The sequence below is a fragment of the Rhizorhabdus argentea genome, from assembly GCF_037861105.1.
GTDB classification, from domain to species: domain Bacteria; phylum Pseudomonadota; class Alphaproteobacteria; order Sphingomonadales; family Sphingomonadaceae; genus Rhizorhabdus; species Rhizorhabdus argentea.
In genome coordinates, this window is sequence record NZ_JBANFK010000006.1 from 82,589 (window position 1) to 96,965 (window position 14,377).

The 14,377-nt window shown below is 63.8% G+C and carries 13 protein-coding genes; 5 read left to right on the forward strand and 8 right to left on the reverse strand.

Features of this window, described 5'->3' with window-relative positions; translation table 11 throughout:
• Positions 1-3: 3 nt before the first annotated feature.
• Complete coding sequence (gene ku / locus AAC645_RS07545) at positions 4-894, reverse strand: non-homologous end joining protein Ku (RefSeq protein WP_340314983.1); 891 nt, start codon at positions 892-894, stop codon at positions 4-6.
• Between the two features lie 284 nt (positions 895-1,178).
• On the opposite strand from ku, the gene AAC645_RS07550 reads away from it, so the two are divergent.
• Positions 1,179-1,946, forward strand: coding sequence for a glutathione S-transferase family protein (locus AAC645_RS07550; protein WP_340314985.1), 768 nt, complete (start codon positions 1,179-1,181; stop codon positions 1,944-1,946).
• Between the two features lie 208 nt (positions 1,947-2,154).
• Here the strand turns inward: AAC645_RS07550 and yghU are convergent, their stop codons facing one another.
• Complete coding sequence (gene yghU / locus AAC645_RS07555) at positions 2,155-3,021, reverse strand: glutathione-dependent disulfide-bond oxidoreductase (RefSeq protein ID WP_340314987.1); 867 nt, start codon at positions 3,019-3,021, stop codon at positions 2,155-2,157.
• 199 nt (positions 3,022-3,220) lie between these two features.
• Between yghU and AAC645_RS07560 the strand changes: the two genes are divergently transcribed.
• A complete protein-coding gene (locus AAC645_RS07560) occupies positions 3,221-4,099 on the forward strand; it encodes a TIGR03619 family F420-dependent LLM class oxidoreductase (protein WP_340314989.1) in 879 nt (292 codons plus the stop codon).
• A 53-nt stretch (positions 4,100-4,152) separates the two neighbouring features.
• Positions 4,153-5,052: an LLM class flavin-dependent oxidoreductase gene (locus AAC645_RS07565; protein ID WP_340315191.1), complete on the forward strand. Its 900-nt coding sequence runs from the start codon at positions 4,153-4,155 to the stop codon at positions 5,050-5,052.
• A gap of 289 nt (positions 5,053-5,341) precedes the next feature.
• On the opposite strand, the gene AAC645_RS07570 is transcribed toward AAC645_RS07565, so the two are convergent.
• The 4 genes from AAC645_RS07570 to AAC645_RS07585 all read right to left on the reverse strand — a co-directional run bounded on the left by AAC645_RS07570 (position 5,342) and on the right by AAC645_RS07585 (position 9,397).
• Positions 5,342-6,247, reverse strand: a complete 906-nt coding sequence (locus tag AAC645_RS07570; protein WP_340314990.1) for an OmpA family protein — start codon at positions 6,245-6,247, stop codon at positions 5,342-5,344.
• A 151-nt stretch (positions 6,248-6,398) separates the two neighbouring features.
• The gene (locus AAC645_RS07575) at positions 6,399-7,997 is read right to left on the reverse strand and encodes a cisplatin damage response ATP-dependent DNA ligase (RefSeq protein WP_340314991.1); all 1,599 of its coding nucleotides are present in this window, start codon (positions 7,995-7,997) and stop codon (positions 6,399-6,401) included.
• Positions 7,997-8,989 (reverse strand): ligase-associated DNA damage response exonuclease, encoded by a 993-nt coding sequence (locus AAC645_RS07580; protein WP_340314993.1) that lies wholly within the window; start codon positions 8,987-8,989, stop codon positions 7,997-7,999. Before AAC645_RS07580 ends, AAC645_RS07575 begins: the two co-directional genes overlap by 1 nt.
• A 33-nt stretch (positions 8,990-9,022) precedes the next feature.
• Positions 9,023-9,397 carry a hypothetical protein gene (locus AAC645_RS07585; RefSeq protein WP_340314995.1) on the reverse strand — a complete coding sequence of 125 codons (375 nt, stop codon included), beginning with the start codon at positions 9,395-9,397 and terminating at the stop codon, positions 9,023-9,025.
• A 124-nt stretch (positions 9,398-9,521) separates the two neighbouring features.
• Here AAC645_RS07585 and AAC645_RS07590 point away from each other — a divergent pair, with 124 nt between their 5' ends.
• Together AAC645_RS07590 and purL are read left to right on the forward strand one after the other, a co-directional pair.
• Entirely contained in the window at positions 9,522-10,034 is a 513-nt protein-coding gene (locus AAC645_RS07590) for a hemerythrin domain-containing protein (protein ID WP_340315192.1), read from the forward strand.
• A gap of 210 nt (positions 10,035-10,244) precedes the next feature.
• A complete protein-coding gene (gene purL / locus AAC645_RS07595; protein ID WP_340314997.1) occupies positions 10,245-12,410 on the forward strand; it encodes a phosphoribosylformylglycinamidine synthase subunit PurL in 2,166 nt (721 codons plus the stop codon).
• Between the two features lie 97 nt (positions 12,411-12,507).
• On the opposite strand, the gene AAC645_RS07600 is transcribed toward purL, so the two are convergent.
• Both AAC645_RS07600 and groL read right to left on the reverse strand, forming a co-directional pair.
• Positions 12,508-12,663, reverse strand: coding sequence for a hypothetical protein (locus AAC645_RS07600; protein ID WP_340314999.1), 156 nt, complete (start codon positions 12,661-12,663; stop codon positions 12,508-12,510).
• Between the two features lie 73 nt (positions 12,664-12,736).
• Positions 12,737-14,362, reverse strand: coding sequence for a chaperonin GroEL (gene groL / locus AAC645_RS07605; protein ID WP_340315000.1), 1,626 nt, complete (start codon positions 14,360-14,362; stop codon positions 12,737-12,739).
• Between the last annotated feature and the right edge of the window lie 15 nt (positions 14,363-14,377).

Below are 14,377 nucleotides of genomic sequence, written 5' to 3' on the forward strand. Positions count from 1 at the left end.
CGATCAGGCCCGCTTGCGCGCCGGCGCCTTCTCGGCAGCAGGCTTTGCCCGCGGCTTTTTCGGCGCCGGGGATTTCCGGGCCGCTGGCTTCGGCTCATCCTCCGTGCCGCCGCCCACCGACTTCTTGAGCGCGGCCATCAGGTCGATGACATTGCCCTTGCGGGTCGGCGTGTCGTCCTCGACATCCTCGAGGATCTTCTGGCCCTTGGCCTTGCGCTTCTTCTCGATCAGCGCCTTGAGCGCGTCGACATAGCGGTCGTGGAACTCGCTCGCATCGAACTTGGCGGTCTTCTTCTCGATCAGCGTCTCGGCCAGCTCCAGCAGGTCCTCGTCCGGCTTGGTGTCTGGGATGTCGCGGAAATAGCCCTGCGCCTTGCGCACCTCGTCGGCATAGCGCAGCGTCTCCATCACCAGCCCGCGCCCGCACGGCTTCAGGCTCACCACATATTCGCGCCCGCGCATCGCCAGCTGGCCCAGGCCGACCTTGCGGGTGCGCCGCAGCGCCTCGCGCAGCACGATGAACGCTTCTTCGGCCAATTCGTCGGCCGGAACGACATAATAGGGCTTCTCGAAATAGAGCACGTCGATCTCATCGGCATCGACGAACTGGATTAGGTCGAGCGTGCGCTTGCTCTCCAGTTTCACCGCATCGATCTCGTCCTGTTCGAGCAGGACGTAATTCCCCTTCGATACCTCATAGCCCTTGACGATTTCGTCGGTGTCGACCGGGCCGATCCCCGGCACCACCTTCTCATATTTGATCCGCTTGCCCGAAGGCTCGTGGATCTGGTGGAAGGCGACCTGCGCGCTGCTGCTGGTCGCATTGTAGATCTCGACCGGGATCGAAACGAGCGCGAGGCGGATCTGCCCCTGCCAATAGGCGCGCGCGGCCATGGTGATTCCTCCTGCGGAACGACAGGTGGATTCAAACCATCAGCGCGCGGATCGTTCCCGGTGGGTGATCGGCGGAGTGTGAAGGGTGAACGGAATGGCGGTGAGAGGTGGCTAGCGGCCTGTCGGCTAATCCGGTCAACGGCTCTGCGTCTGAAATACGTTATCTTACGAGGCAAAGACATCTCGCTACACGGTGCCCGCGCGGATTGCTGTTGCTGCGCGGGCGGCGTCCCGTGTAATCTTGCGCACCTTCGAGAACGGGGGCGTTTTTGAAAGATAAATTTATGGCCGACGGTAATGCTCCCAACTATGTTCCCATCGAAATAGCGAAAACAATGCCGGGGCTCCGTGTGGCGTTCACACGCGGTACGCCAGGAGCCTGGAGCGTCGCTATCAAGGCTATTCTCGACATCAAAGGCATAGAGTATATCCCTGTTCCGCAAGAAGTAGGCGGAGCCAATGAGGCCCTGAAGGACTGGACCGGGCAAACGTCGGCCCCGGTCGTCGTGTTCAACGATGACAGAGCCCGTCCGCACTGGTCGGAAATGTTGGCGCTTGCTGAACAGTTGCAGCCGGAACCCCGCCTCGTTCCCGTCGATGAAGAAGATCGTTTAACGATGCTGGGGCTGTGCCACGAAATCTGCAGCGAAGACGGACTGGGATGGAATATCCGCCTGATGTTGACGTCGGGCGAGCATGGCGGAGGCGGCCCCAGCCCTCTGGCTATCAAATATAAGTCTCCCGTCACAACCGATCATGCCCGGCAGCGTGTCTTAACGATCGTAAAAACACTGTCCGGAAGGCTCGAGCGTCAGGCCGCACTCGGCAATCGCTATTTCATGGGCGATCGGCTGACTGCCGCCGATATATACTGGACGGCGTTCAGCAATCTGTTTTCCCCGATGACGGCAGACCTATGCACCATGCCGGATGGCTATCGAGGCCTTGGCCCTCTCCTCGAACAATATCTCGGGGAGGCGCCGCCGCAGATATTGCTTGATCACCGGGACTATGTTGCCCGCCATCATTTCCAGATCCCGATATGCTTGTGAAGGACGATCGATCCTGTCGGAAGCAGGATCGGTCCGGTTCCTCGCAACCAGAGCCTGATCATCTGAGGTGGAAGCGCTATGCGCTTCCACCTCAGATGATCAGGCTCTATTCAAATAGTTACGACCTTGATTCAGCTTTCAGGCTGAATCACCTGAAACCATCAAGGTCTGGTCAAACCTTTCAAGCTCATCGATGATGAGCATCGCTCTATTTTGGGATGAGGGCGTCGAAATCGCTCGCGTCGTGTCGCTCGCGCAGCCCTTCCGATGAATCGCTGGACGAGCGGTTGACGATGGCGCCGCGGCGGACCCCCGGCCTGGCACCGACTGCCTTTACCCATCGCTGAAGATGCCGATAATCCTGCACGCTCAGGAACTGACCGGCCTCATATATCTCACCCTTGGCAAGGCCACCGTACCACGGCCAGATGGCGATGTCGGCGAGGGTATAGTCCGGCCCCGCAAGATATTCGCTCTCAGCCAGGCGCCGGTCGAGTACGTCCAGCTGTCGTTTCACCTCCAAAGCAAATCGATCTATGGCATATTGTATCTTTATCGGTGCGTAAGCGTAGAAATGGCCGAAGCCGCCGCCAACAAAGGGGGCGCTGCCGACCTGCCAGAACAGCCACGACAAGCATTCCGCCCGGGCTTTCTTCTGCTGCGGTAGGAATACGCCGAACTTCTCGGCCAGATAGACTAGAATTGCACCTGATTCGAAGATACGGATCGGCTCACTGCCGCTGCGGTCGACCATAGCTGGAATTTTCGAGTTTGGATTGACATCGACAAACCCGCTGGTGAACTGGTCACCTTGACCGATGTCGATGTACCAAGCGTCATACTCTGCTTCCTTGACACCGAGCGCGAGCAATTCTTCGAGAAGAATTGTCACCTTTTGACCATTTGGCGTCCCGAGCGAATAGAGTTGCAGCGGATGACGCCCTATCGGCAACGTCTTCTCGCTTATAGACCCGGAAATAGGCCGATTGAATCGATTGATGTTGGTGAACTTGCCGCTGCTTTCCGTATCCCAAACCCACACCGGGGGCGGGATATAACCGCTTTCGTCATTCATTGCGGACTCCTGCTGATCTCCAAGGGAAGAGCGAGCCGCAATCCTAGTTTGAAATGGTGCCAAGGGAAGGGACTTATGAAGGAACGCTCGCGTTGGCAGCGGCTCACGCACCGCCCCCTGATCGTTGCCAAGTCGCTACGAAACGGTAATAAGACGGCCGGCGGCGGGTCGATGCTAATGAGAGGATGAGAGGACAACCATGAGTGACGGACCAGTCTTCGGCATAACAAGCGCTTTCACGAAGTTCATGCTTCCGCCAAAGGAAGTCGCCCAGTGGGCGGAGGCGAATGGCTTTGAATCGATCTGGATCGGCGAACATTCCCATGTTCCCACCGGGCAGAAGTCGCTGCGTCCGGAATATAAGGAAACGCCCGCCACCTATCGCGAGCTTTACGACCCCCTCCTCACCCTGATGACCATCGCCAACGCGACCACCACGCTCAAGCTCGGAACCTCGATACTGATCCTTCCCGAGCATCATCCGATCCGTCTTGCGAAGATGATCGCGACACTCGATCAATTGTCGGGTGGTCGCGTCCTCCTGGGCATCGGCGCCGGCTGGAGCGCCGAGGAGATGGCGGACTACGGTATCGAGTTCAAGGATCGCTGGAAGTTTACGCGTGAATGCGTGCTGGCCATGCGCGAGATCTGGAATAACGAGATCGCGGAATTCTCGGGCGAAATGATAAAGTTCGATCCGATGTGGTGCGGTCCAAAGCCGGTTCAGCCCGGTGGCCCGCCGGTTCTGATGGGCTCATGGAACAGGTTCGGCTTACCCCGGGCCGCAGAATATTGCGACGGATGGCTGCCGGTCGACCAGGGCGAAAGAATGGCCAGCTATGTAAGCGACCTCCGCGCCGAGTGCGATCGCGCCGGCCGATCCTTCGACGATCTCGATCTCACCGTCCTTATCGATCCTCTGGCAGCCTTTTCGGCTTCGGGGAGCGTAGAAAAGCGAGTCGAAGAGTTGCACGCGATCGGCTTCCGCAGAATGCTCCTCTACTTCATGCAAGAACCGGCTGAGGTACAGTGGGCAAGCCTGGATGGTCTGGGGGCGATAGTGAAATCATTTCGATAGGCTCGCAGCCTGTCTGAGAAAGGTTGAGCGGCCGGGAGATTGAGATGAACCAGATGCCGGGCTTTAGTACGGGCGGATCATCTGTCATCGGCCATCGTCGGCAGATAATGGACCTCGCCGGTGAAATAGAGCGCCGGGGCTTTCCGTTGATTTCCACGCCGAGCTCAGGGGATTGCGTCGCAATGTCGCAGTCCATTCTCGAAGTTACCCGGTCCATCAAGGTGATGGCTGCGGTGCAGCCCATATATCACCGTGTTCCGGTATCGCTGGCGGAAACGGGGGCGCATCTGCATGAACTCGGCGGCGGACGATTCCGGCTGGGGATAGGGGTTGGCCACGAGCTGTCCAACCAGGTCTACCATGTCCAGCCGGGGCGGCCGCTTGACGATGTCCGTGCCTATGTCGCCCGCATGCGAGCGGCGATCGAGTGGACGGGACCGCAAGCGCCCATCATCATGGCCGCGCTAAGGAGCCGGATGTTCGATCTCGCGGTAGACATCGCGGATGGTGTGTTGACGTCCCGGGCGTGCAGGGCGGCTCTTGCAAAACAGCTCGCCCGCATTCCAGCCGACCGCCGCGCGGCAGGCTTTTTCGTCGGCAATGCGGTTCCGACCGTCATCGATGACGATCCTGAGATCGCGCTGAACGTCATGCGGCAGAGCCAGGTTTTCTACATGGGGCTTCCCAATTACCGCAATTATTGGCGCTCGGTCGGCTATGTCGAAGAGATGGATGCGGTCGAAGCGGCTTTGGCGAAGGGCGAGCACGATCGGATTCCCGCATTGTTAAGCGAAGCCTGGCTCAGAAACGTCACGCTGTTCGGTACGCCATCGACCGTGCGTGAGGGCATAGAGGCCTATTTCGACATCGGCGTCCTGCCTGTCCTCAGCCCGGTCTTGAGGGACGCAGGCCCATCGGCCCATTATGAGAGCGTTCTGGCGCTTTACGATTAGGGTCCAGGTGACGGATTTCGGGATTGGTGGCGATTTCCTATTTCGGAAATGCAGTCCACCATTGTGCAGTCCATAACTCTCACCATGGGCTCTCGCGGGTGGAATCACCTGATGACTCGGACATCACGGCAACGACAGGAAAACTGGACTCGATCCGGTTCAATCTGAACGGGATCGAGTCTAGCCGGGCAAAGCTGACTTCAGCCTCCGAACATCGCAGTTGGATGCCTTGGAGCGCGCGGTCAGGTCAGGCGTGGACTGTCCACTCCCGACCCTATCGCGCAGAACATTAGAAATGTTCGCTCGAAGCCATCTCGTCGACGCTCTTGCTGACCAGAATATTCACCGCAACGCGGCGGTTCTGCGCCTTGCCTTCTTCTGTGTCATTGCTCGCCGCCGGGTCCGCCTTGGCCATCCCGGTCGGAGTGAGCATGCGATAGGGCTTCCAGCCGCAGGCCTGCTGAAGGTAATTGATGACGCGGCCGGCCCGCTTTTCGCTCAGCTGCTGATTGAAATCATCGCTGCCGGTCGAATCGGTGTAACCGACCACCAGGATCAGGGCGTTTTCGGTCGCCTCGGCCGAGGTTGCCGTGCTGCAGAGATTGGCCTTGTCCTCAGCGGACAACTCCGACTTGCCGGTATCGAAGTGCACGTTCGTCGTGTTCTTGACGTTATATTTGTCGATATCGCCCAGGCGACCGCGCAGCGACTCCGTTGCCGCGGTCTGTTCATCGAAGCGCTGAGCTGTCGCGTTGTGGATCATCGTCGCGGTCTTGAGGTCGTTGTTCCGGAAAACGACCTGGCTCGCGACCAGGCCATCGCCCGATTGCCCATTGGCCGGTTGCATCGTCTTGACGGTCACGGGCAGCCCGTTGAGCAGCGAGGCTGCGGCCAGCTTGCTGCGATTGGCGCTGAACAGGCCGCCGCCGGTCTTGATCCGCGTAGCATCATTGATCGCAATGATCGTGCTGGTGCCGTCGGCGGCCGTGACTTTCAGCTTGTCGCCATTGCGCGCGGAGATGACGCCCTTGATCTCAGGCCCTGCGGTCATCACAGGCGCCTCCTGCGCGGCTACGCCATCGACCACGATAGCCGGATCCCGGCTCTGCTGCTGCGCATGCAAGCCACCCGACACAGGGACGGCCATCATGGCAAGCAGGACGTAAACATTCGGTCTCTTGGGAATGATATGCATTGGGCGACTCCTTCATCCTACCCCACTCGACCCGGCCTGTTCAGATCGACCTGTCTGGCACATGAACGCGCCCCGCATAACCATTGGCTATGCGGGCCATTCGAGCGCCCCGTGCGACGAACCGATGCGAACGGATGTCCCCGCACGGAACCTAAACGATCAGCTTCTTCAGCCCCGCGATCGTGTCCGCTTCCTCGGGCGGCTTGTCCTTCCTGATCCGCGCGATCCTCGGAAAGCGCATCGCCACCCCCGATTTGTGGCGCCGGCTCTCGTGGATGCTGTCGAACGCCAGCTCGATCACCAGCGTCTTCTCCACCTCGCGCACCGGACCGAAGCGGTTGACCGTGTTGTTGCGCACGAAGCTGTCGAGCCATTTCAGCTCCTCGTCGGTAAAGCCCGAATAGGCCTTGGCGACGGGTAGCAACTCGCCCTCTTCGGACCAGCAGCCGAAGGTATAGTCCGAATAGAAGCTCGAGCGTTTCCCGTGCCCGCGCTGGGCGTACATCATCACGCAGTCGACGGTGAGCGGATCGCGCTTCCATTTGTACCACAGCCCGGTCCGCCGGCCCGCGACATAGGGGCTGTCGCGCCGTTTGAGCATCACCCCTTCGATCGCCGCGTCCCGCGCGCCGGCCCGCGTCTCGGCCAGCGCCTCGAAATCGCGCGCCTCGATCACCGCCGAGACATCGAACCGCGCCGGATCGAGCCGCGCGGCGAAGGCTTCGAGCCGGGCGCGGCGTGCCGTCCAAGCCAGGTCGCGCAGATCCTCGTCGCCTTCGATCAGCATATCGTAGAGCCGCACGAACGCCGGATAGTCGGACAGCATTCGGGCGGAGACGGTCTTGCGTCCCAGCCGCTGCTGGAGCGCATTGAACGACGCCGCCGATCCGCCATGCTCGGCCGCGCCCTGCGCCTCGCCCTGCACCAGCATCTCGCCGTCGAGCACCGCGTCGAGCCCTTCGGCGGCGCGGACGATATCGGGGAAGGTCGCGGTGATGTCGTCGCCGGCGCGGCTGTATAGCCGCACCTCGCCGCCGGTGCCGACGATCTGGACGCGGATGCCGTCCCATTTCCACTCGGCGGCATAATCGGCGAGGTCGACCGTCCCCTCCTCGAGCGGATGGGCGAGCATGAACGGGCGGAAGAAGGGCGTGCCGCGCGGATCGGGCCGCTCGCCGCCATCGCCCCATGCGAACAGCTCGGCATAGGGCGGGCGCAGCGCGTGCCACACCTCCTCGACCGCATCGACATCCAGCCCGAACGCCTGCGCGAAGCCGGTCTTCGCCAGCCGCGCCGAGATGCCGACGCGGAGGCCCCCGGTGGCAAGCTTGAGCAACGCGAAGCGCCCGCTTGCGTCGAGATGGTCGAGCATCTCGCCGAGCGCACCGGGCGCCTCCGCACGCCCGAGCCGCGCCAGCCGGTCGACGATTGCGGCCAGGGTCAACGAGCCGTCGTCGATCTCGGCGGGCTGGTCGAGCCGCTTGGGCCAGATCAGCGCGACGGTCTCGGCCAGGTCACCGACATAGTCGCGGCTCATCAGGAACAGCACCGGATCGACCCGCTCGCCGACGATCGCATGGATCGCGGCACCCTTGACCGCCGGCAGGCTGAGGTCGCCGGTCAGCGCCGCCAGCGCCCAGCCGCGATCGGGATCGGGCGCCTCGCGCATATAGTCCGCGATCAACGCCAGCTTGGCATTGCGCGAGCGGGTGTAGACGAGGCCGTCCAGGAGTTGCGAGAAGGCGCGCATCACCCCTCGTCCTCATCCTCATAGCCGACCACCGCTAGCGCCCGCGCCTGCATCTGGTGCAGTCCGCACCAGTGGACCAGCGCCTCCTCGCGCCCATGCGTCACCCAGATTTCCGATGGCGCCACCTCCAGAATCGTCGCGGTCAGCTCGTCCCAGTCGGCATGGTCGGAGATCACCAGCGGCAGCTCGACATTCTTCTGGCGCGCGCGCTGGCGCACCCGCATCCAGCCCGACGCCATCGCCGTGATCGGATCGGGCAGCCGCCGCGACCAGCGATCGTTCAGCGCCGAAGGCGGGCAGACGACGATCTTGCCGCGCAGCTGGTCGATCGACGCGGACGTCGCCGGATGGAGCTCGCCCAGCTCCACCCCGAAGTCGCGGTACAGGTCGCACATCCGCTCCAGCGCGCCGTGGATATAGATCGGATCGCCATGGCCATGCGCGCGCAGTTCGGCGATCACCCGCTGCGCCTTGCCCAGCGCATAGGCGCCGACCAGGACGCAGCGTTCCGGCGTGGCGTGGAGCGCGCCGAGCAGCCGGTCCACCTCCTGCCCGATCGCCGGATGGCGGAACACCGGCAGGCCGAAGGTCGCCTCGGTGATGAAGATGTCGCACGGCACCGGCTCGAACGGCGCGCAGGTCGGATCGGCGCGCCGCTTGTAGTCGCCGGTGACGACCACCCGCTCGCCGGCATGTTCGAGCACGATCTGCGCGGAGCCGAGCACATGCCCCGCCGGTACATAGCCGATATCGACGCCGCCGAGCCGCACGCTCTCGCCCAGCGCCACCGGCGTGCCCTGGCTGGTGCCGTAGCGCAGCGCCATGATCGCCAGCGTCTCGGGCGTCGCCCAGCTCATGCCATGTCCGCCGCGGGCATGATCGGCATGGCCATGGGTGATCAGCGCGCGATCGACCGGCACGGTGGGATCGATCCAGGCATCGGCCGGCCGCACATATATTCCCTGCGCGGAAGCTTCGATCCAATGCGCCATCGCCCTACACGCTTAGCGGATCGAAGCAGGTCTTCAACGCCGGCCTCGGCTTTCCCGCTTGAGGGCGCGCGCGCCGAGGAAGTCGACCGCCGCGACACCCGCCACAATTCCCAGCGCCAGCAACGCCGTCTTGCGCTTCGGATTGGCCGGCGCCGCGATATAGCCGAGCGCGGCCAGGTCGAAGATATCGCCCGCCAGCCGCCACTGCACTGGAGCCGCGCTGGCCGGCGCGATCAGCCCGGCGACACCGGTCGCCACCTCGCGCGCACCGACCACCTGGAACAGCCGCCCGCCCATCTCCTCGCCGGCGCCGATGCCGCGGCCCAGCCGCTTGCCGAGAAGGATATCGGTGATGCCGAAGGCCAGGCTGGCCACCCCGATCGCCCGCCCGATAGTCTGCCTGTTCATCCTCGTTCCTCCGACAGCGCCTCTCTCCTTCCCTCCAACGCGGCGGAGGCGTTCAGGCTCCGCCGTGGCACTTCTCCGCCGTGCCATGCGTTGAGCGCCGGTCCCCCAACAGGAGTTCATGACCATGGCTCAAGCCGAGTTCACAGATGCCATCGCGCTGCTGAAGGCCGATCATCGCACCGTCGAGGAACTGTTCGAGAAGTTCGAGAAAGCCAGCGGGTCGTCGGCGAAGCAGAAGCTCTGTCACCAGATCTGCGTCGAGCTGAAGATCCACACCATGATCGAGGAGGAGATCTTCTATCCGGCGCTGCGCGGCAAGATCGAGGACGACACGCTCGACGAGGCCTATGTCGAGCATGACGGCGCCAAGGTGCTGGTCAACGACCTCGAAAGCGCGAGCCCCGACGCGGATTTCTACGACGCCAAGGTCACCGTGCTGTCCGAGGAGGTCAAGCACCACGTCAGGGAGGAAGAGGCCGCCAAGGAAGGCATGTTCGCCCAGGCGCGCCAGGCCGATGTCGACCTCGTCGCGCTGCGCGACCAGCTGCTCGCCCGCAAGAAGGAACTGATGGCTCAGGAAAAGAGCGCCGGCCTGCCGCTGGCCGTCCCGAGCGCCGTCAACCTCGTCACGGCGTAATAAAACCCCTCTGCCACCTGGGGAGAGGGATGGGCCCGCGCCAAAGGCGTGGGAGGGTGAGGGCACGCGGCATATATCCGCAGCCGGCTTATTTCCGCCGCACCAGGCCCTCACCCTCCCGTTGCTGCGCAACGGGCCCCGCCCTCTCCCCGAGCGGGAGAGGGAAAAGGGGGATAGGCGCAGCCGCTCCAAGTCGCTATCGGCTCGCGCATGACCGAGATCACGCCAGCAATCGTCGCCGAGCACGGCCTCTCCATCGAGGAATATGAGCGCATCCTGCATGCCATGGGGCGGGCGCCGAACCTCACCGAGCTGGGCATCTTCTCGGTGATGTGGTCCGAGCATTGCAGCTACAAGTCGAGTCGCATCCACCTCAAGAAGCTTCCCACCACCGGCCCGCAGGTGATCTGCGGCCCCGGCGAGAATGCCGGCGTGGTCGACATCGGCGACGGCCAGGCCGCCATCTTCAAGATGGAGAGCCACAACCACCCCTCCTATATCGAGCCCTATCAGGGTGCCGCGACCGGCGTCGGCGGCATATTGCGCGACGTGTTCACCATGGGCGCGCGGCCGATCGCCAATCTCAACGCGCTGCGCTTCGGCCGGCCCGACCATCCCAAGATGCGCCACCTGATCGCCGGCGTCGTCCACGGCATCGGCGGCTATGGCAATTGCGTCGGCGTGCCGACCGTCGGCGGCGAGGTCAATTTCCACAAGGCCTATGACGGCAACATCCTCGTCAACGCCATGACGGTCGGCGTCGCCGACACCGACAAGATCTTCTATTCGGCCGCCTCCGGCATCGGCAACCCGATCGTCTATGTCGGCTCGAAGACCGGCCGCGACGGCATCCACGGCGCCACCATGGCCTCGGCCGATTTCTCCGAGGATTCGGAGGAGAAGCGCCCCACCGTCCAGGTCGGCGATCCCTTTACCGAGAAGCTGCTGATCGAAGCCTGCCTCGAGCTGATGGCGACCGACGTGATCGTCGCGATCCAGGACATGGGCGCCGCCGGCCTCACCTCCTCCTCGGTCGAGATGGCGTCGAAGGGCGGCGTCGGCATCGAGCTCGACATGAACGCCGTCCCCTGCCGCGAAACCGGCATGACCCCCTATGAGATGATGCTGTCCGAATCGCAGGAACGCATGCTGATGGTGCTCAAGCCCGGCCGCGAGGCCGAGGCCGAGGCGATCTTCCACAAATGGGAGCTCGACTTCGCGGTGATCGGCCGCGTCACCGATACCGGGCGCATGGTGCTGCGCTTCGACGGCGACGTGGTGTGCGACATCCCGCTCGGCCCGCTCGCCGACGAGGCGCCGCTCTACGATCGCCCCTGGGTGCCGACCCGCGCGCCCAAGCCGCTCGGCACCGTCCCGGCCAGGGGCAGCATCGGCGAGAACCTGATCGCGCTGATGGGCAGCCCCGACCTCGCCAGCCGCCGCTGGATCTGGGAGCAATATGACCACATGGTCGGCGCCGACACTGTCCAGCGTCCCGGCGGCGACGCCGCCGTCGTGCGCGTCCACGGCACCAGGAAGGCCATCGCGATCAGCACGGACTGCACGCCGCGCTATGTCTTCGCCGATCCGGTGATGGGCGGCGCGCAGGCGATCGCCGAATGCTGGCGCAACATCACCGCGGTCGGCGCGAAGCCCCTCGCGACCACCGACTGCATGAACTTCGGCAATCCGCAGCGGCCCGAGATCATGGGCCAGTTCGTCGGCGCGATCGAGGGCATGGCTAAGGCCTGCCTGGCGCTCGACTTCCCGATCGTGTCGGGCAATGTCAGCCTCTATAACGAGACCAAGAACGACGACGGCACAGGCAGCGCCATCCTGCCCACGCCGGCGATCGGCGGCATCGGCCTGCTCGCCGATGTCGACAAAATGGCGACGATCGCCTTCAAGGGCGCGGGCGAGCATATCGTCCTGATCGGCGAGACCGGCGACCATCTCGGCCAGTCGCTATGGCTGCGCTACATCGCCGGCCGCGAGGAAGGCCCGCCGCCGCCGGTCGACCTTGAGCTCGAAAAGCGCAACGGCGATTTCGTCCGCGAGCTGATCCTCGACGGCCGGGTCAGCGCGGTCCACGACATCGCCGACGGCGGCCTGCTCGTCGCCATCGCCGAAATGGCGCTGGCCGGCGGCATCGGCGCCGAGATCGAACAGCTCGGCCACGCCGCCGCCTTCGGCGAGGACCAGGCCCGCTACGTCGTCACGACCACCAACTCGAACGCCGTCCTCGCCGCCGCCCTCACCGCCGGCGTCACCGCCCGCCGCCTCGGCACCACCGGCGGCGACAAGCTCGCCGGCGTCGCCCTCAGCGCCCTGCGCACCGCGCACGAGGCGTTCTTCCCGGAATTGATGGCGCAGTAGGCGGGCTGGGAATCGGAGGGAGGCGGACGCTCTCCTCCATAAATCGTCATCCCGGACTTGATCCGGGATCCCGCTGCCTTAGCCCGGCCGTGCACGCTCATCGGGTCGTCTTCGCGATCACCCATGCCTGCCCCCCGGGCGGCTTCACCATCGCGCGGCCGCACAGCCGGCAGGTCGTGACGAAGCGGCCCTCGTCCCAATGGCTCGCCTTCAGATCGGGATCATGCAGGCCGAACAGATCGTGCAACGTCATGGCGGCGATCCTTCGCATACGGCCGGAGCCGCCGGCCGGCCCCGGAAGCATGTCCGGGCCCGGCTATGCGACTCTAGTAGTCCGAGCTGCCATAGCTCGGCGCCGGGGCCGATTTCTCGTCCATATAGTCGGCGATGCCGGCTTCGGTGGTGATGAGCAGACCGGCGATCGATGCCGCATCCTGCAGGGCCGAACGCACCACCTTGGTGGGATCAATCACGCCCGACTGGAACAGGTTCTCATAGTCTTCGGTCTGCGCGTTGAAGCCCATATTCTCATCGCCGCCGTCGATCAGCCGCCCGGCGATCACGCCGCCGTCATGCCCGGCATTCTCCGCGATCTGGCGGAGCGGTGCCTGGAGCGACTTGCGGATGATGTCGATGCCGCGGGTCTGGTCCTCGTTGATCCCGGTCAGGCCGTTGAGCGCCTTGGCCGCGAACAGCAGCGCGGTGCCGCCGCCCGGCACGACGCCCTCTTCAACGGCCGCGCGGGTCGCATGCAGCGCGTCGTCGACGCGATCCTTGCGCTCCTTGACCTCGACTTCGGTCGAACCGCCGACCTTGATGATCGCGACGCCGCCGGCGAGCTTGGCAAGACGCTCTTGGAGCTTCTCCTTGTCATAGTCGCTGGTGGTGTTATCGATCTGCGCCCGGATCGCCTCGACGCGGCCCTTGATCGCCTCGGAGCTGCCCGCCCCGTCGACGATGGTGGTATCGTCCTTGTCGATCGTCACGCGCTTGGCGGTGCCGAGCATGTCGATGGTGACATTCTCCAGCTTGATGCCGAGATCCTCGGAAACCGCCTGAGCACCCGTCAGGATCGCGATATCCTCGAGCATCGCCTTGCGGCGATCGCCGAAGCCCGGCGCCTTGACGGCGGCGACCTTCAGCCCGCCGCGCAGCTTGTTGACGACCAGCGTCGCCAGCGCCTCGCCCTCGATATCCTCGGCGATGATCAGCACCGGCCGGCCGCTCTGCACTACCGCTTCGAGGATCGGCAGCAGCGCCTGCAGGTTCGACAGCTTCTTCTCGTGGATCAGGATATAAGGGTCGTTGAGCTCGACCAGCATCTTCTCGGCATCGGTGATGAAGTAGGGCGACAGATAGCCGCGATCGAACTGCATGCCCTCGACGACGTCGAGTTCGAACTCGACCCCGCTCGCTTCCTCGACCGTGATCACGCCTTCGGTGCCGACGCGCTCCATCGCCTCGGCGATCTTCTGGCCGACCGTCTCGTCGCCATTGGCCGAGATGATCCCGACCTGCGCGATCTCCTGGTTGTTGGCGACCGGCTTGGATCGCGCCTTCAGCTCGGCGACCACCGCGGTGACGGCCAGGTCGATGCCCCGCTTCAGGTCCATCGGGTTGATGCCGGCGGAAACCGATTTCATGCCTTCGCGGACGATCGCCTGCGCCAGCACGGTCGCGGTGGTGGTGCCGTCGCCGGCATGGTCATGCGTCTTGGAGGCCACGGCGCGCAGCATCTGCGCGCCCATGTTCTCGAACTTGTCCTTGAGTTCGATTTCCTTGGCGACGGTGACGCCGTCCTTGGTGATGCGCGGCGCGCCATAGCTCTTGTCGATCAGCACATGGCGGCCTTTCGGCCCCAGCGTGACCTTCACGGCATTGGCGATGATATCGACGCCACGGGTGATGCCCTCACGGGCGTCGCGGGCGAATTTTACGTCTTTGGCCGACATGATGATAGTCCTTTG